This window comes from Pseudomonas sp. SG20052 (genome assembly GCF_031766055.1).
Classification (GTDB): domain Bacteria; phylum Pseudomonadota; class Gammaproteobacteria; order Pseudomonadales; family Pseudomonadaceae; genus Aquipseudomonas; species Aquipseudomonas mandelii.
Genome location: NZ_CP134498.1, coordinates 4678857 through 4694651, shown reverse-complemented (window position 1 = coordinate 4694651; position 15795 = coordinate 4678857). Strand labels below are relative to the sequence as shown.

17 protein-coding genes are annotated in these 15795 nt (G+C 59.4%); 15 read left to right on the top strand and 2 right to left on the bottom strand.

Annotation, left to right across the window (positions count from 1 at the left end):
* Positions 1-26: 26 nt before the first annotated feature.
* Genes RHP74_RS21510 through mtnC form a run of 4 tightly spaced genes read left to right on the top strand, consistent with a single transcriptional unit; the run spans position 27 to position 3063 of the window.
* Positions 27-1172 carry an MFS transporter gene (locus RHP74_RS21510; protein ID WP_311096261.1) on the top strand — a complete coding sequence of 382 codons (1146 nt, stop codon included), beginning with the start codon at positions 27-29 and terminating at the stop codon, positions 1170-1172.
* Positions 1169-1795, top strand: a complete 627-nt coding sequence (locus tag RHP74_RS21505) for a methylthioribulose 1-phosphate dehydratase (protein ID WP_010456636.1) — start codon at positions 1169-1171, stop codon at positions 1793-1795. The genes RHP74_RS21510 and RHP74_RS21505 overlap by 4 nt, the downstream gene beginning before the upstream one ends.
* A 34-nt stretch (positions 1796-1829) precedes the next feature.
* Positions 1830-2375: an acireductone dioxygenase gene (locus tag RHP74_RS21500; RefSeq protein ID WP_102595319.1), complete on the top strand. Its 546-nt coding sequence runs from the start codon at positions 1830-1832 to the stop codon at positions 2373-2375.
* A 4-nt stretch (positions 2376-2379) separates the two neighbouring features.
* Complete coding sequence (gene mtnC / locus RHP74_RS21495) at positions 2380-3063, top strand: acireductone synthase (protein ID WP_311096260.1); 684 nt, start codon at positions 2380-2382, stop codon at positions 3061-3063.
* Positions 3064-3268: 205 nt separating this feature from the next.
* Here mtnC and RHP74_RS21490 read toward each other — a convergent pair whose 3' ends face one another.
* Entirely contained in the window at positions 3269-3547 is a 279-nt protein-coding gene (locus RHP74_RS21490; RefSeq protein WP_010456630.1) for a DUF3509 domain-containing protein, read from the bottom strand.
* Between the two features lie 344 nt (positions 3548-3891).
* Here RHP74_RS21490 and RHP74_RS21485 point away from each other — a divergent pair, with 344 nt between their 5' ends.
* The 10 genes from RHP74_RS21485 to RHP74_RS21440 all read left to right on the top strand — a co-directional run bounded on the left by RHP74_RS21485 (position 3892) and on the right by RHP74_RS21440 (position 13027).
* Positions 3892-5718, top strand: coding sequence for a long-chain-acyl-CoA synthetase (locus RHP74_RS21485; protein ID WP_311096259.1), 1827 nt, complete (start codon positions 3892-3894; stop codon positions 5716-5718).
* 96 nt (positions 5719-5814) lie between these two features.
* Complete coding sequence (locus RHP74_RS21480; RefSeq protein ID WP_311096258.1) at positions 5815-6333, top strand: ankyrin repeat domain-containing protein; 519 nt, start codon at positions 5815-5817, stop codon at positions 6331-6333.
* Positions 6334-6579: 246 nt separating this feature from the next.
* On the top strand, positions 6580-7110 hold the full coding sequence (locus RHP74_RS21475; protein WP_010456623.1) for a hypothetical protein: 531 nt from the start codon (positions 6580-6582) through the stop codon (positions 7108-7110).
* Positions 7111-7174: 64 nt separating this feature from the next.
* A complete protein-coding gene (locus tag RHP74_RS21470; RefSeq protein WP_010456621.1) occupies positions 7175-7366 on the top strand; it encodes a PLDc N-terminal domain-containing protein in 192 nt (63 codons plus the stop codon).
* Positions 7367-7613: 247 nt separating this feature from the next.
* The gene (speE, locus tag RHP74_RS21465) at positions 7614-8489 is read left to right on the top strand and encodes a polyamine aminopropyltransferase (protein WP_010456619.1); all 876 of its coding nucleotides are present in this window, start codon (positions 7614-7616) and stop codon (positions 8487-8489) included.
* Between the two features lie 176 nt (positions 8490-8665).
* Positions 8666-8899: a hypothetical protein gene (locus RHP74_RS21460; RefSeq protein ID WP_145305856.1), complete on the top strand. Its 234-nt coding sequence runs from the start codon at positions 8666-8668 to the stop codon at positions 8897-8899.
* Positions 8900-9113: 214 nt separating this feature from the next.
* On the top strand, positions 9114-9455 hold the full coding sequence (locus RHP74_RS21455) for a ribonuclease E inhibitor RraB (RefSeq protein WP_010456615.1): 342 nt from the start codon (positions 9114-9116) through the stop codon (positions 9453-9455).
* Positions 9456-9848: 393 nt separating this feature from the next.
* On the top strand, positions 9849-11258 hold the full coding sequence (locus RHP74_RS21450) for a circularly permuted type 2 ATP-grasp protein (RefSeq protein WP_010456613.1): 1410 nt from the start codon (positions 9849-9851) through the stop codon (positions 11256-11258).
* Between the two features lie 12 nt (positions 11259-11270).
* On the top strand, positions 11271-12221 hold the full coding sequence (locus RHP74_RS21445) for an alpha-E domain-containing protein (protein ID WP_010456611.1): 951 nt from the start codon (positions 11271-11273) through the stop codon (positions 12219-12221).
* A complete protein-coding gene (locus tag RHP74_RS21440; RefSeq protein WP_311096257.1) occupies positions 12218-13027 on the top strand; it encodes a transglutaminase family protein in 810 nt (269 codons plus the stop codon). The genes RHP74_RS21445 and RHP74_RS21440 overlap by 4 nt, the downstream gene beginning before the upstream one ends.
* Before the next feature lie 120 nt (positions 13028-13147).
* Here the strand turns inward: RHP74_RS21440 and RHP74_RS21435 are convergent, their stop codons facing one another.
* Complete coding sequence (locus tag RHP74_RS21435) at positions 13148-13969, bottom strand: cytochrome c (RefSeq protein ID WP_010456607.1); 822 nt, start codon at positions 13967-13969, stop codon at positions 13148-13150.
* Positions 13970-14567: 598 nt separating this feature from the next.
* On the opposite strand from RHP74_RS21435, the gene RHP74_RS21430 reads away from it, so the two are divergent.
* Entirely contained in the window at positions 14568-15773 is a 1206-nt protein-coding gene (locus RHP74_RS21430) for an acetyl-CoA C-acetyltransferase (RefSeq protein ID WP_311096256.1), read from the top strand.
* The last annotated feature ends 22 nt before the right edge of the window (positions 15774-15795 follow it).

The following is a 15795-nucleotide window of genomic DNA, read 5'->3' as shown; positions in this document are numbered from 1 at the left end:
CCTCAACGCCGCTGCGGTCTGACGACGTGGCGGCGCTCCCATACTGGCGGCTCTCCAGTTTCTATCTGTTCTATTTCGCCTTGCTCGGTTCGACAGCGCCGTTTCTGGCGCTGTACTTCGATCACCTGGGTTTCTCCAGCGCGCGCATCGGCGAACTGGTGGCGATCCCGATGCTGATGCGTTGCGTGGCACCGAACATCTGGGGCTGGCTGGGGGACTACACCGGCCGGCGCCTGGCCATCGTGCGCTTCGGCGCCGTCTGCACCCTGCTGACGTTTTCGCTGATTTTCGTCAGCCAGACCTACGCCTGGCTGGCGATGGTCATGGCGCTGCATGCGTTCTTCTGGCACGCGGTGTTGCCGCAGTTCGAAGTCATCACCCTGGCGCACTTGAAAGGGCAGACGTCGCGCTACAGTCAGATCCGCCTCTGGGGGTCCATCGGTTTCATCATCACCGTGGTCGCGCTCGGCCGGATGTTCGAATGGCTGAGCCTCGACATTTACCCGGTGGCGCTTGTGCTGATCATGGCCGGCATCGTCGTCAGCAGCCTGTGGGTGCCCAACGCTCAACCGGTTCAGGGTGAACGCATTGCCGGAGACGGTTTTCTCAGGCAATTGCGCAATCCCGGCGTGTTGGCGTTTTACGCTTGCGTGGCGCTGATGCAGGTGAGCCACGGGCCTTATTACACCTTTTTGACCCTGCACCTCGAACAGCTCGGTTACAGTCGAGGCGTGATCGGCATGCTCTGGGCGGTCGGCGTGGTTGCCGAAGTCCTGATGTTTCTGGCCATGAGCAAAATCCTCGCGCGCTTCTCGGTGCGTCGGGTGCTGCTGGTGAGTTTCCTGCTGGCGGCCGTGCGCTGGTTGCTGCTGGGCTCGCTGGCCGAATTCCTTTGGGTGCTGCTGTTTGCCCAGGTGCTGCACGCTGCAACATTCGGCAGCTTTCACGCCGCTGCCATCCAGTTCGTGCAACGTAGCTTCGGTGCGCGTCAGCAAGGTCAGGGCCAGGCGCTTTACGCCGCGCTCGCCGGCACTGGCGGCGCATTGGGCGCGTTGTATTCCGGCTACAGCTGGAACGCCCTCGGGGCCACGTTCACCTTTAGTATTGCCAGTCTCGCAGCCTTCGCCGCTGCCGTTATCATTGCCACACGCATGCAAGAGGACAGGCCATGAGCCTTACCCGTGAACACCTCGCCCAGGAAATCATCGACGCCGGGCGTTTTCTGTACGGTCGCGGCTGGTCGCCGGCCACCAGCAGCAACTACTCGACCCGCCTGTCGCCGACCGAAGCTCTGCTGACCGTGTCCGGCAAGCACAAAGGCCAGCTGGGTGTGGATGATGTGCTGGTCACCGACCTGTCGGGCAACAGCCTGGAACCGGGCAAAAAACCGTCCGCCGAAACCCTGCTGCACACCCAGCTCTACAGCTGGCGCCCGGAGATCGGCGCGGTGCTGCACACCCATTCGGTGAACGCCACGGTGCTGTCGCGCCTGACGCCAGAAGATTTCATCGAGTTCGAAGATTACGAACTGCAAAAAGCTTTCAGCGGCGTCTCGACCCACGAGTCCCGGGTGCGCGTGCCGATTTTCGACAACGACCAGGACATTGCGCGCCTCGCCGCCAAGGTGCAGCCTTGGCTAGAAGCCCATCCCGATTGCGTCGGCTACCTGATTCGCGGCCACGGCCTCTACACCTGGGGCGCGCGCATGAGCGACGCCCTGCGGCAGATCGAAGCGTTTGAATTTTTGTTCGAATGCGAGTTGAAGATGCGCGCGGTTTTGAACCGTCAAGCATGAACCGCAACGCATGAACCGTTAAGGAGTTGCCCTGATGAGCAGCCTGTCCGTTTACCACGTCTCAAACCCTGATCTTCCGAACAAGGTGCTGACCCATTTCGAAGACATCGCCTCGACCCTGGCCGAGCAGGGCGTGCGTTTCGACCGCTGGCAAGCTACCGCGAAAATCCAGCCGGGCGCCAGTCAGGAAGAAGTGATCGCGGCGTACCAGGAACAGATCGACAAACTGATGACCGAGCGCGGTTACGTCACCGTCGACGTGATCAGCCTGAACAGCGATCACCCGCAAAAAGCCGAACTGCGCGCCAAGTTCCTCGACGAACACCGCCATGGCGAAGACGAAGTCCGATTTTTCGTCGCCGGCCGTGGGCTGTTCACCCTGCACATCGACGATTACGTTTACGCGGTGCTCTGCGAGAAGAACGACCTGATCTCCGTACCGGCCGGCACGCCGCACTGGTTCGACATGGGCGAGCATCCGCACTTCGTCGCGATCCGACTGTTCAACAACCCTGAAGGCTGGGTTGCCAACTTCACCGGCGAAGACATCGCCAGCCGCTTCCCGCGTCTTGAGGACTGAGCCGATGCCGATCAAAGCGATTCTCACCGACATCGAAGGCACCACCAGCGCGGTGAGTTTTGTGTTCGACGTCCTGTTTCCGTATGCCGCCAAACACCTGCCGGACTTTGTTCGCCAGCACGCCGGGCGCGCAGATGTGGCCGAGCAACTGGCCGCCGTGCGCCGTGACAGCAACGAAGCGGACGCCGACGTTGAGCGGGTGATCGAAATCCTGCTGGGCTGGATTGCCGAAGACCGCAAGGCCACGCCGCTGAAAGCATTGCAAGGCATGGTCTGGGAGCAGGGCTATCAGGCCGGACAGTTGAAAGGTCACGTTTACCCGGACGCCGTTGAAGCGCTCAAGCGCTGGCATCAGGACGGTTTTAAACTGTTTGTGTATTCCTCGGGCTCGATCCAGGCACAAAAGCTGATCTTCGGTTGCTCGGAGGCGGGGGACTTGTCGCCCTTGTTCAGCGGCTATTTCGACACCACGTCGGGGCCCAAGCGTGAAGCACACTCTTACGAGCGCATCACCCAGGCGATCGGGCTGGAGGCTGCGCAGATTGTGTTTCTGTCCGATATCGTCGAGGAACTGGACGCGGCGCGCGCCGCTGGCATGGCCACTTGCGGACTGGCCCGGGAAGGCGGGGCGCTGGCAGGGCATGTCACCGTCGACAGTTTTGCCCGGATTGATCTTTCCACCTTTTAACGTCGAAACGACTTACCTGTAGGAGCGAAGCTTGCTCGCGAAGGCGGCGTGTCCGTCAACATTATTGACATCTGCTCCATCGCCTTCGCGAGCAAGCTTCGCTCCTACAAAGGCTCAGTGCAGCTTCAAAAACAAAACAGGCCGTGGAGCGAAAGCTCTCACGGCCTGTTTTTTTACAGCGCGTTTATTTACACAACCGCAAGGTTCACGCCGAGTGATAGGTCGGCAGGGCAAACCGCTGCTGGCTCTGCAGCATGGAGATCTGCGGCAGTTCGCTGGCCTGTTCGGCCAGATCACGGCGAATTGCACTGATCACCCACGACAACTGATCGCCGGCATGCAATTGCTGGTACGAAATCGAACGCTTGAACACTTTGCCTTCGGTGCTGCGCAGGGTCAGCAGAATGCCACCATCCGGACGTGGTTGGGTGTTCACTTCGAAGTTGGAGAACAGGGAGGTAAATTTTTCTTGGATCAGGCTCATGTCTATCAGCTCCGTTAGCACTTGATTGGCAAGCATGGAGAGGTAGTTGCAGTGATTGTGCCAGCACCTGATATTTTTAAAATCCTTATAAATCAATGAGTTATATTTTTGGTGGATTTTCGCTTTCGTGCAATCTGCATGAATGGCCATCGTGCATCCTGCATTTTGCGGGGTTGGCCTCGATTGGATGGAACCAATCACCCGCGCTGAGGTTCGCGATCTCGAACGCTCGGGGCGCGGATACAAAACATTTCAAAAACCGCGTGTACAGCTCAAGAACCGCTGACGTATTTTCGGACTCATAGACCGCCGCCCGACAATAAAAAGATCGAACGGGAGCAAGCATGAGCGACACGATTACCTGGAGCATGATGCTCCGCAAACTGCCTTCCATTGCCAAAGCCATTCCTCGGGTGGTGAAGGGCATGAAGGTTGCCAACGTCAAGGATCCGACCCAAGCGTGTGGCCTCGGCTGGACGTTCGAGCAAGCGACCTTGCGCAATCCCGATGGGCCCGCGTTGCTGCAAGGCGACGTGACGCTGAGTTATGCACAGGTCAATCAGTGGGCCAATCGCATCGCCCATCACTTGATTACCCAAGGCATCCGCAAGGGTGATGTGGTGGCGGTTTTTCTCGAGAACCGTCCAGAACTGCTGGTGACGATTCTGGCAGTGGCCAAGGTCGGCGCGATCAGTGCCTTGCTCAATACCTCGCAAACCCGCGACACCCTGGCCCACAGCCTGAACCTCGTGGCGCCTGCGGCGATCATTGTGGGCGAAGAACTGGTCCCGGCTTTCAGTGCCGTCCGCGAGCGGGTGTCGATCGAGCCGACGCGCACCTGGTTCGTCGCCGATCAAGACACCTATCGACATCCCGGCCATGCCCCCGACGGTTTCATCAATCTGATGAGCGCCAGCGCCCAGGCGTCCAGTGAAAATCCGGCCAGCAGCCAGCAGGTTTTCTTAGACGATCCTTGTTTCTATATCTACACCTCAGGCACCACCGGGTTGCCCAAGGCGGGCGTGTTCAAACACGGTCGCTGGATGCGCAGCTCGGCGAGCTTCGGTCAGATCGCCCTGAATATGCAGCCCGAGGATGTCGTGTATTGCACCTTGCCGCTGTATCACGCCACCGGGCTCTGCGTGTGTTGGGGGGCGGCGATCAGCGGCGCCGCAGGATTTGCCATCCGCCGCAAATTCAGCGCCAGCCAGTTCTGGAACGACGTGCGCAAATACCAGGCGACCACCCTTGGTTACGTCGGCGAATTATGCCGCTACCTGGTGGATCAACCACCCACGGCCGAGGACAGCAAACACCGCGTGAGCAAGATGATCGGCAATGGCCTGCGGCCCGGCGCCTGGCGCGAGTTCAAGACGCGCTTTGCGGTTGAGCACATTTGTGAGCTGTACGCCGCCAGCGACGGCAATATCGGCTTCACCAACATCCTCAACTTCGACAACACCATCGGTTTTTCCCTGATGGCCTGGGAGCTGGTGGCCTACGACCACGACAGCGGCCAGCCGATTCGTGACGCCAAGGGCTTCATGCGCAAAGTCGCCAAAGGCGAGCAGGGTCTGTTGTTGGCGAGAATCGACGACAAGGCGCCGCTGGACGGTTACACCGATCCGCAGAAGACTGAAAAAGTCGTGCTCCACGACGTGTTCACCCTGGGCGACCGTTACTTCAATACGGGCGATCTGCTGCGCAATATCGGTTTTGGCCATGCGCAGTTTGTTGATCGGTTGGGGGACACCTATCGCTGGAAGGGTGAGAACGTCTCGACGACCGAGGTCGAGAACATCTTGCTGCAACACCCGAATATTTCAGAAGCCGTGGCGTATGGCGTGGAAATCCTGAACACCAACGGACGTGCCGGCATGGCCGCGATCACGCCAGCCGAATCCTTGGCAACCCTGGATTTCAGCGAGTTGTTGGCGTTTGCCCGCCAGCAGATGCCCGCGTATGCGGTGCCGCTTTTCCTGCGGGTGAAAGTGAAAATGGAAACCACCGGGACCTTCAAATACCAGAAAACCCGGCTCAAGGACGAAGCCTTCGACCCCGGCAAAACCGGCGATGACCCGATCTACGCCTGGCTGCCCGGCACCCAGACTTACGTGCAAGTCACCGACCAGATTCTGGCGGATATTCGCGGCGGCAAGTACCGCTATTGAATGTGGCTATGGCGGCTCTTGAGAAAAAAGAAGTGACAGCCTTGGGCCTGCTCGGGAAACTGTCGGCTTTCCGAATGACAGACAGTGGAGTCCCCGATGTCAGACCAAAGCCGCCAGATGACCCCCGAAGAAGCCGCTGAATTTGCCGAACAGGTATTCAACAAGGCACGCGAGGGCGATGCGGCCATGATGGCTGCGTTGCTGACCAAAGGCCTGCCGCCGAACCTGCGCAACCACAAGGGCGACACCTTGCTGATGCTCGCCGCCTACCACGGCCACGAGGAGACGGTGAAAGTGCTGCTGGAACACAAGGCCGACCCGGAAATCCGCAACGACAATGGCCAGAGCCCGATTGCCGGCGCCGCGTTCAAGGGCGACCTGGCGGTGGTCAAGGCGTTGGTCGAGGGTGGCGCACAAGTGGAAGGCTCATCCTTCGACGGCCGCACCGCGCTGATGATGGCGGCGATGTTCAACCGCGTTGAAATCGTCGATTACCTGATCAGCAAAGGCGCCGATCCGAAAGCCAAGGATGCCAATGGCGTCACCGCGCTGGACGCCGCTAAAACCATGGGCGCGGTCGACACCACCGCGCAGTTGCAAAAATTGCTGGCCTGAATACGCACGCTCCCCTGTGGTATCGAGGCTTTTATGGCGAGGGAGCTTGCTCCCGCTGGGCTGCGAAGCGGCCCCAAAACCATTCACCGCAGTAGATCAGGTCGACCGCTTTCACCTGATTGACGACTGCTTTGCAGCCGAGCGGGAGCAAGCGCCCTCGCCACGCAGTTTTGGTCTGCTCGGTAACTCTCTCCGAATGCGCTATCCTTCGCGCCCTCAAAATTCACTCGCTACAGGATCCGCCCCATGAAAGCCGCACTCGTCGAACTCATCACTAAAATCAGCTCCGGGTGCATGAGCGATGACGAAATCCTGAAAGTCGCTGACGAAGCGGCTCAGGCCTACGCCGATCCCGAGGCTTTTCTGACGGCCAATCCGGATATCAACTACGACGACTCCTTCCCGATTCCACTGGGCGAGTGGGTTGTAGTGGGCAGCCTGCCCGAAACCGTGCTGTTCCAGGCCGACACCTACGTTGACCTGTTCGCCCAGATCGTCGCCTCGTTCGGCCCCGGCGTTGATTTCAACATCAAGCCCAAGCAACTGGCCAAGACCGAAGCCCTGACAGCGCTCAACCGCATTCAGGTGCAGATGGGCAGCATGAACAAGGAAAACGGCGGTTACACGCTGATGAACTTCAGCCAGTTGCTCGACGACGAACTGCAAGTGGTGCTGGTCTACGGCAACGACGTACCGCGCGTGCTCGAGTTGTGCGCGCAAGTGGGTATCACCGCCGCGCCATCGCTCGAAGCCCTGAAAATAGCGGTCCACGTTTAAAAAACGGAACCCTTGCAAGGCCCGGCTATCCTAAGAGTGCACACCACTCTTAGGGAGCGACACCATGGGTTCCACGTTCAATGGCCTGATCGGCCTGATTATTCTTGTCCTGGACATTTGGGCAATCATCAACGTGCTCAAAAGTGGCGCTGACACAGGGATGAAAATCATCTGGGTGCTGCTGATTCTGCTGCTGCCTGTCCTGGGCCTGATCATCTGGGCTATCGCCGGGCCCCGGGGCAATGTGCGGATCTGACCCCAACACCGCCCCCCTGTAGGAGCGAGGCTTGCCCGCGAAGAACGATTAAACGGTTTAACAGAGAGACCAAGTTATCGTTCTTCGCGGGCAAGCCTCGCTCCTACAGGTATGTGGGTGTCAGAAGGTTCGACCTGTCATCTTCCGCAACGTAGAATGCGCGCCTTTCCCGGTTAATCGAGCCGATCGATTGGCCATCATGGGCGGGTAACCGTCCGTTGCCACCGCATTCATCGGAGCACTTCCCATGAGCAACATCACCACCAGCGAATACCTGGAAACCCTCTACGAAGGCTACGGCCAGCGTTTTCGCATGGAAAAACTGCTGCACGAAGTGCGCACCGAACACCAGCACCTGGTGATTTTCGAGAACCCGCGCATGGGCCGGGTCATGGCGCTGGACGGCGTCATCCAGACCACCGAGGCCGACGAATTCATCTACCACGAGATGCTCACCCACGTGCCGATCCTGGCGCATGGCGCCGCCAGACGTGTACTGATCATCGGTGGTGGCGACGGCGGCATGCTGCGTGAAGTGGCCAAGCACCGCAGCATTGAGCACATCACCATGGTCGAGATCGACGGCACCGTGGTCGACATGTGCAAGGAATTCCTGCCGAACCACTCCAAGGGTGCGTTCGATGATCCTCGCTTGAATCTGGTAATCGATGACGGCATGCGTTTCGTCGCCACCACCACCGAAAAATTCGACGTGATCATTTCCGATTCCACTGACCCGATCGGTCCGGGTGAAGTGCTGTTCTCCGAAAACTTCTACCAGGCCTGCCGTCGCTGCCTGAACGAGGGCGGCATCCTGGTCACGCAGAACGGCACGCCGTTCATGCAGATCGAAGAAGTCAAAACCACCGCGGGTCGCCTGCGCAGTCTGTTCCCGGACTGGCACTTCTATCAGGCCGCGGTGCCGACCTACATCGGCGGCTCGATGACCTTTGCTTGGGGGGCGACCAACACCGCCTATCGCAAGTTGTCCCGCGAAACCCTGCAACAGCGTTTCGCCGGCAGCGGCATCATCACCCGCTACTACAACCCGGAAATCCACATCGGCGCCTTCGCCTTGCCGCAATACGTGCTGCAAGCGATCAACAAGCCAAGCAACGACTAAACTGAAGATGTACGCATAGCCCCCTTGCAGGAGCGAAGCTTGCTCGCGAAAGCTTCGCTCCTGCAGGTTCCTGTATGTTTTTCATACCTGCATGCGGTAATCCGTTTGAACGATCACTCAGGCCAAACGTCCAGATGCTTGTAAGCCCATTTGCGGGTTTGTTCGAGGAGGCACTGATGCAAAAGTGGAAAATCACTTTCGTGGATGATCACGGTGAAAGAGTCGATGAAGTCTTTGAGTGCGACAAGTGCCCGGATAACGAGCAAGCCGCGAAACTCATCAAAGGCCGGCTCCTTCCTGTCGCCGCTGAGCTGGATCTGAATGATCTGGAAGGGCGCACCGCTGATGCCGGCGTAAAAAGTCTCAAAGCGCAGAACAGCATTCAAATCCTCGTTATCACGCCAATCTGAACAACACCTGTCTCATTCTTATCCAGGCCTTGGCAGCGCCTCCGTCTTGGGGCTACTCTGCAATCGAGATCAGCGAACGGATCGCTAAGGTCTGGACTTGTCAGCTACATGCTTGCTTCCCACCGGCGACCTGGTTGCCGCATCGCTCGCACCAATCGGTTGCGCGTGCCGGGAATACGGAAAGTCTATCCATCATGATTGAGGGGGACGTTTCATGAGCACAGCCTATCAAGAAGACATCAGCAGCAGCGTGTTGCGCCGCATGAAAGAAGGCGGTTTCGATTTTTCACGGTTCCATCCCATCGAGTTCTACGCCATTTTCCCGGACGAGGAGCGGGCACGCAGGGCGGCAGGGCAATACAAAGGTGAATCCTTGAACGCGCAAATCAGTGTGCGCGATGACGGCGCATGGGCGCTCGAACTGAGCAAAGTCATGTACGCCACCTACGATGACATCGGCGATTTCGAACAGGGTTTCGAGGCGGTGGTTGAGCCTCTGGGCGGCATCCTCGAAGGGTGGGGCGTCAAGCAGGAAATACGAGGGCGTCTCGCATAACGTTATGAACAGTGACAACGCTCAGCAACGGCTGACCTTCGGGTTGGCCGTTTTCGTTTGTGGCATCCGCCCCTTGGCAAAACCCTGAAACAAGAATCCCGAGGCAAAAAAAACCGCCTGAGCAGGCGGCTAAAGGGAAGTTCGGTCAGGTTTTGCAGCGGATGCGCGGATTATCCGCACCGCCGGCCGGGCAGTGAAATCAACTCTGACTATGCTGGTGATAGGTGACAACGTCGCCTTGCAATGAAGCGGGGGCGATCAGCGTGGGGCGTTTGCTGCACAGGATTGGTGCGGTGCAAACGGCGTGATTCTCCAACTGATTGATAACAAAGCGTTTCTGCCGATGGCACGGGCCTTGCGATGCCTAGATGTCCGGGTGACAAGGAGTACGGCATGATCCGCACCTATTTTGATGAGATGTACGATGCCGGCGGCCAGGTCCGCCCGCATTATCGGGAGTTTGCCCGTTGGCTGGCCGAGACGCCTGACGAGCTCTTGGCACAACGGCGACGCGAGGCCGATCTGTTATTTCATCGCGCCGGGATTACCTTCACGCTCTACGGTGATGAGCAGGGGACAGAGCGCCTGATTCCCTTCGATACCATCCCGCGCAGCATCCCCGCCAGTGAATGGCGGATCGTCGAGCGCGGCTGTATCCAGCGGGTCAAGGCGTTGAACATGTTCCTCGCCGACCTCTACCACGAGCAGCGCATCATCAAGGCCGGCATCATTCCGGCCGAGCAGGTGCTGGCCAACGAGCAATACCAGCTGGCGATGCAAGGGCTCGATCTGCACCGCGATATCTATTCGCACATTTCCGGTGTCGATCTGGTACGCGATGGCGACGGCACGTACTACGTGCTCGAAGACAACCTGCGTACACCCAGCGGCGTGAGCTACATGCTCGAAGACCGCAAGATGATGATGCGACTGTTTCCCGAGTTGTTCTCGGCTCAGCGCATCGCGCCAATCGACCATTATCCGAACCTGCTGCTCGACACTCTGAAAAGCTCCAGCCCGATCGATAATCCGAGCGTGGTGGTGCTGACGCCGGGTCGCTTCAACAGCGCGTTTTTCGAGCACGCCTTTTTGGCGCGAGAGATGGGCGTGGAGCTGGTGGAAGGCGCGGACCTGTTCGTGCGCGACGACAAGGTGTTCATGCGCACCACGGACGGGCCGAAGGCGGTCGACGTGATTTACCGTCGCCTCGACGATGCATTCCTCGACCCGCTGGCGTTCAACCCGGACTCGATGCTTGGCGTTCCAGGGCTGCTGTCGTCCTACCGAACCGGCAACGTGGTGCTGGCGAATGCCATCGGCACCGGGGTCGCGGACGACAAATCGGTGTATCCGTTTGTCACGGACATGATCCGTTTCTACCTGGACGAAGAGCCGATCCTGAAGAACGTGCCGACGTTCCAGTGTCGCAATCCTTCTGAACTGTCCCACGTGCTGGCCAATCTTCCAGACCTGGTGGTCAAGGAAACCCAGGGCTCCGGCGGTTACGGAATGCTGGTGGGGCCGGCGGCGACCGCGGCGGAAATCGAGTCGTTCCGCGCGCGAATCAAAGCCAAGCCTCATGCGTATATCGCGCAACCGACGTTATCCCTGTCGACCTGTCCGACCTTTGTCGAAAACGGCATTGCGCCACGCCATATCGACCTGCGTCCGTTTGTATTGTCTGGCCGTGAAACCCGGGTTGTGCCCGGCGGTTTGACCCGTGTGGCCCTGCGTGAAGGCTCTCTGGTGGTGAATTCTTCCCAGGGCGGCGGAACCAAGGACACCTGGGTGGTCGAGGATTGAAGGAAGCCTGCCATGTTAAGTAGAACTGCCTCGGATTTGTATTGGATGTCGCGTTACCTGGAGCGGGCGGAAAACCTCGCACGGATGCTCGACATCAGTTATTCGCTGTCGCTGATGCCGCAGGACGGTCGCGGTGACGGTCTGCACGAACTGGCCATGCCGCTGCTGATTACCGGCACCCTGGACGATTACCTGGAGCGCCACGGTGATTTGCACGCCGAGCGGCTGCTGCATTTCTTCGCACTGGACGCGGCCAACCCGGCGAGCATCTACAGCTGCCTGGGCGCGGCGCGGGCCAGTGCCCATGCGGTGCGTGGGCGAATCACCGCCGACATGTGGGAAAACATCAATGCCACCTGGCTGGAAATTCGCGGGATCGCCGAGCAAGGCCTGAGTCGCTACGGCATGAGCCGTTTTTGCGAGTGGATCAAGGAACGTTCCCACCTGTTCCGTGGCGCGTCCTACGGCACGATCATGCGTAATGATGCGTTCCGCTTCATTCGCCTGGGGACGTTTATCGAACGGGCCGACAACACGTTGCGCCTGCTCGACGCCCGCTACGAAATGGCCGGCGATCAGGCCGAAGCGGTCAGCGACGGCACTGCTCACGCGTATTACCAGTGGAGCGCGTTGTTGCGGGCGTTGTCGTCGTTCGAGGCCTACACCGAGATCTATCGCGATGCACCCGGTGCCCGGCATGTGGCCGAGTTGCTGTTGCTGCGCGCCGATGTGCCACGTTCCCTGCGTGCCTGCACCGAAGAAATCGACCAGATCCTTGCCCAGTTGCCGGGGGCCAATGGCCGTCCCGCGCAACGTCTGGCGGCGGAGATGGACGCGCGCCTGCGCTACACCGGCATCAACGAAATTCTCGACGAAGGCCTGCACGCCTGGCTGACCGAATTCATCCCGCTGGTGCGCCAGTTGGGTAACGCCATTCACAGTTCCTACCTGGAGGCTGCATGAGACTTTCCATTAGCCACGAAACCACCTATCACTACGAAGATCAGGTGCGGGCGAGCATCCAGTACCTGCGACTGACACCCCACGACAGCGAGCGTCAGCATGTGCTCAGCTGGCAACTCGACCTGCCGCGCCCGGTACGCGCGCAACTCGATCCGTTCGGCAACATCCTGCATGTGCTGACCATGGACGAGCCCCACGAGGCGATCATCATCGGCGCCCGTGGCCAGGTGGACATCGACGAGCTGCGCGAAGCCGAACATGAAAGCCAGTCGGCACTGCCGTTCCTGCGTTTCACGCGCCTGACCGAAGCCGACGAGGCTCTGCGTGCGTTCGCCGAGAAGGAATGCAAGAAACGCCGGGATCGCACGGCGTTGATCGACTTGATGCATGGCCTCAATTCGCACATGACCTACACGCCGGGCTCCACCGAAGTGGACACCAGCGCCGCCCAGGCCTTCGCCGGGCGTTCCGGTGTCTGTCAGGACCACACGCACGCGTTTCTCGCGTGCGCCCGCAGCCTGGGCATTCCGTCACGTTATGTGTCGGGGTATTTGTACAGCGAGAATAGCGAACACCTGGCCAGTCACGCCTGGGCCGAAGCCTGGCTCGATGACGCTTGGTACAGCTTCGATGTGACCAACGAATTGGCCCGGCCGGAACGGCATTTGAAACTGGCGGTGGGCCTGGATTACCTGGATGCCTGCCCTGTACGCGGGATGCGCCGGGGCGGTGGGTGTGAGCAAATGCACGCGAAGGTGTTTGTTTCGCCGATGCCAGCGCCGATTATCTCCGTTCAGCAGCAATAACCGGAACACCACGGCCCCCTTGCAGGAGCGAGGCTTGCCCGCGAAGGCGTAGTGTCATTCACATTGATGTCGACTGACACTACGCCTTCGCGGGCAAGCCTCGCTCCTACAGGGAATGGGTCAGGGCTTAGCTTTGCGCCCAGCCATATGCTTCAAATACCCCACCAGCATTTCCAGATCCCCCTCCGGCAACACCGTCGGCGCAAAACCCGGCATCTTCGCCTGAGGCCACTGGCGCAAACTCTGCGGATCTCGAATGTAGCGCTTCAGAAAATCCGCCCCGAAGTACTCGGTCGGGCTAAACGGAATATTCAGATCCGGCCCGAACTGCGCATCCCCAGCACCGTTCAATCGATGACATGCCAGGCAATTCTTCTGAAACAGCGCAAAGCCTTTGTTCACCGGATCATCCGCCTTCAAGGCCGGATCCGGCAGCAGCGCAGGAAAGCGCTCGGCCACGGGCGCCATGCGCTTGATACTCGCCACTTGAAACGGCCATTGCTCCGGGCTGATGTTGCCGGCTTGCGGATCGACCCACACCAGATAAAACGGCCCGGCACCCGGTTTCCCTTCAGATAACGCCGGCCACGGTTTCGCCGGGTCTTCAATCGCCAGCCACGCGCGCGCGCCCTTGGCGTTCAGCAACGGCGCCGCCGACAGTTCAGCGGCAAATCCGTCCAGCGCCACGGCTTGCAGATGGTCTTCAGGCTTGATGCCGGTCAACAACGCCGCCAACGGAACTGCGCGATAACTCATGTCCCGCTTGTAGGAAACGTCGTCGCTGATAGTGATGGTCTGGACCTGAGGATGCTTGAGCAATTCCTCGGTCTGCCAGGTGCGACTGCTCGCGCCCAGCTCAAGGTTCAGCTGTGCGGCATACGAGGGCGTGCTGAGCAGCAAGGCCCCAAAGAGAATGAGCGTTTTCAAATGATCGCCGTCCATGTCGTGGAAGTGCCGCAAAGGTTGGCACACCCACGCTGGCCCGGGTAGCGAGCCAGTCACATTTTTAAGAGGGCGATGTAAAAACCTGGCGCCGTATTATTTGAAGACCGCTTAACCGATCACCTTGGTCAAGTTCGGCAAAATCAACAACAGCGTAGTGGCGAAAAGAATGAGCCCGGCTTGACGTACTTTCGAATGCTTGAACATGGCTTGACCGCCTTTTTTGTTATTTCCTGATGCCTGCCTGCATATCTCCATGACGGCAGAGCGCTGAACTTCCTGTAAGACGAGTGCCTCGGCAAAACCCGACGACAACTTCGTACATGTTCACCTTAGAGCCCGCGTCACGCTTGGTTTAGATCCATTTCGTATGGTTTGCTTACTTAAAGCTTTTAAAAAGGCATGAGGCCTATAGCCAGCTTCTTGGGCGCCCGTTTGCTAGACAGCTTGGTGACGTTAATCGGTTAATCCGCACCCGAGTGACCGTCCGTCTGAGCGTGTCCGTCAACGCCAGTGAGCATTGCGGTCATTGAATCCATGGCGGCTCGGCCTAAGGTGGAAGCTCAGTATTTACTCACCGCCCAGGTTCGAGGACGTCATGACCCAAGCTTTGATTTTCGACGCGTTACGCACGCCCCGTGGCAAAGGCAAGGCCGATGGCGCCTTGCACAGCGTCAAACCAGTAAATCTGGTGGCCGGGTTGCTCACGGCGTTGCAGCAGCGCACGTCGCTGGACACCCGTCAGGTCGATGATGTGGTGCTCGGTTGCGTCACGCCAATAGGCGATCAGGGCTCCGATATCGCCAAGACGGCGGCACAAGTCGCCGATTGGGACGTCAGCGTGTCTGGCGTGCAGATCAATCGCTTCTGCGCTTCGGGGCTTGAAGCCGTGAACCTGGGCGCGATGAAGGTCCGTTCCGGTTTCGAAGACCTGGTGGTGGTCGGCGGCGTCGAATCCATGTCCCGTGTGCCCATGGGCAGCGACGGCGGTGCTTGGGCGCTGGACCCGGAAACCAATCTGCACAGCCATTTCACCCCGCAAGGCGTCGGTGCCGACCTGATCGCCACGATTGAAGGTTTCAGCCGCCAGGACGTCGATGCCTACGCGCTGCATTCCCAGCAAAAGGCAGCGCGGGCGCGGGCCAACGGTTCGTTCAACAAATCACTGGTGCCGGTGCAGGATCAGAACGGCATCATCCTGCTCGATCACGATGAGTTCATCCGCGCCGAATCCACCCTGGAAGGACTGGGCAAACTCAAGCCCAGCTTCGAGATGATGGGGCTGATGGGCTTCGACGCCACCGCGTTGCGCGTTTACAGCCAGGTGGAACGGATCAACCACGTTCACACACCGGGCAACAGCTCCGGGATCGTCGATGGTGCCGCCCTGATGCTGATTGGCTCCGAAGCCAAGGGCCGTGCGCTGGGTCTGCAGCCTCGGGCGCGGATTGTCGCCACCGCAGTCACCAGCACCGACCCGACCATCATGCTCACCGGCCCGGCGCCGGCCACCCGCAAAGCACTGGCCAAGGCCGGGCTGCGGGTTGAAGACATCGATCTGTTCGAGGTCAACGAAGCCTTCGCCTCGGTGGTACTGAAATTCATCAAGGACATGGCCATCGGCCCGGACAAGGTTAACGTCAACGGCGGGTCCATCGCCATGGGCCATCCGCTGGGCGCCACTGGCTGCGCCATTCTCGGCACGCTGCTCGATGAACTGGAAACCCGGCGTCTGCGCTATGGCCTCGCGACCCTGTGTGTCGGCGGCGGCATGGGCATTGCCACCATCATCGAACGCCTCTGAGCCCCGACCTTAAGGAACAAGT

Coding starts and splice junctions, on each gene's coding strand:
- speE (WP_010456619.1), top strand. CDS start 7,614: ATGAGCAACATCACCACCAGCGAATACCTGGAAACCCTCTACGAAGGC.
- RHP74_RS21455 (WP_010456615.1), top strand. CDS start 9,114: ATGAGCACAGCCTATCAAGAAGACATCAGCAGCAGCGTGTTGCGCCGC.
- RHP74_RS21500 (WP_102595319.1), top strand. CDS start 1,830: ATGAGCAGCCTGTCCGTTTACCACGTCTCAAACCCTGATCTTCCGAAC.
- RHP74_RS21475 (WP_010456623.1), top strand. CDS start 6,580: ATGAAAGCCGCACTCGTCGAACTCATCACTAAAATCAGCTCCGGGTGC.
- mtnC (WP_311096260.1), top strand. CDS start 2,380: ATGCCGATCAAAGCGATTCTCACCGACATCGAAGGCACCACCAGCGCG.
- RHP74_RS21435 (WP_010456607.1), bottom strand. CDS start 13,969: ATGGACGGCGATCATTTGAAAACGCTCATTCTCTTTGGGGCCTTGCTG.
- RHP74_RS21430 (WP_311096256.1), top strand. CDS start 14,568: ATGACCCAAGCTTTGATTTTCGACGCGTTACGCACGCCCCGTGGCAAA.
- RHP74_RS21450 (WP_010456613.1), top strand. CDS start 9,849: ATGATCCGCACCTATTTTGATGAGATGTACGATGCCGGCGGCCAGGTC.
- RHP74_RS21490 (WP_010456630.1), bottom strand. CDS start 3,547: ATGAGCCTGATCCAAGAAAAATTTACCTCCCTGTTCTCCAACTTCGAA.
- RHP74_RS21480 (WP_311096258.1), top strand. CDS start 5,815: ATGTCAGACCAAAGCCGCCAGATGACCCCCGAAGAAGCCGCTGAATTT.
- RHP74_RS21505 (WP_010456636.1), top strand. CDS start 1,169: ATGAGCCTTACCCGTGAACACCTCGCCCAGGAAATCATCGACGCCGGG.
- RHP74_RS21470 (WP_010456621.1), top strand. CDS start 7,175: ATGGGTTCCACGTTCAATGGCCTGATCGGCCTGATTATTCTTGTCCTG.
- RHP74_RS21485 (WP_311096259.1), top strand. CDS start 3,892: ATGAGCGACACGATTACCTGGAGCATGATGCTCCGCAAACTGCCTTCC.
- RHP74_RS21460 (WP_145305856.1), top strand. CDS start 8,666: ATGCAAAAGTGGAAAATCACTTTCGTGGATGATCACGGTGAAAGAGTC.
- RHP74_RS21440 (WP_311096257.1), top strand. CDS start 12,218: ATGAGACTTTCCATTAGCCACGAAACCACCTATCACTACGAAGATCAG.
- RHP74_RS21445 (WP_010456611.1), top strand. CDS start 11,271: ATGTTAAGTAGAACTGCCTCGGATTTGTATTGGATGTCGCGTTACCTG.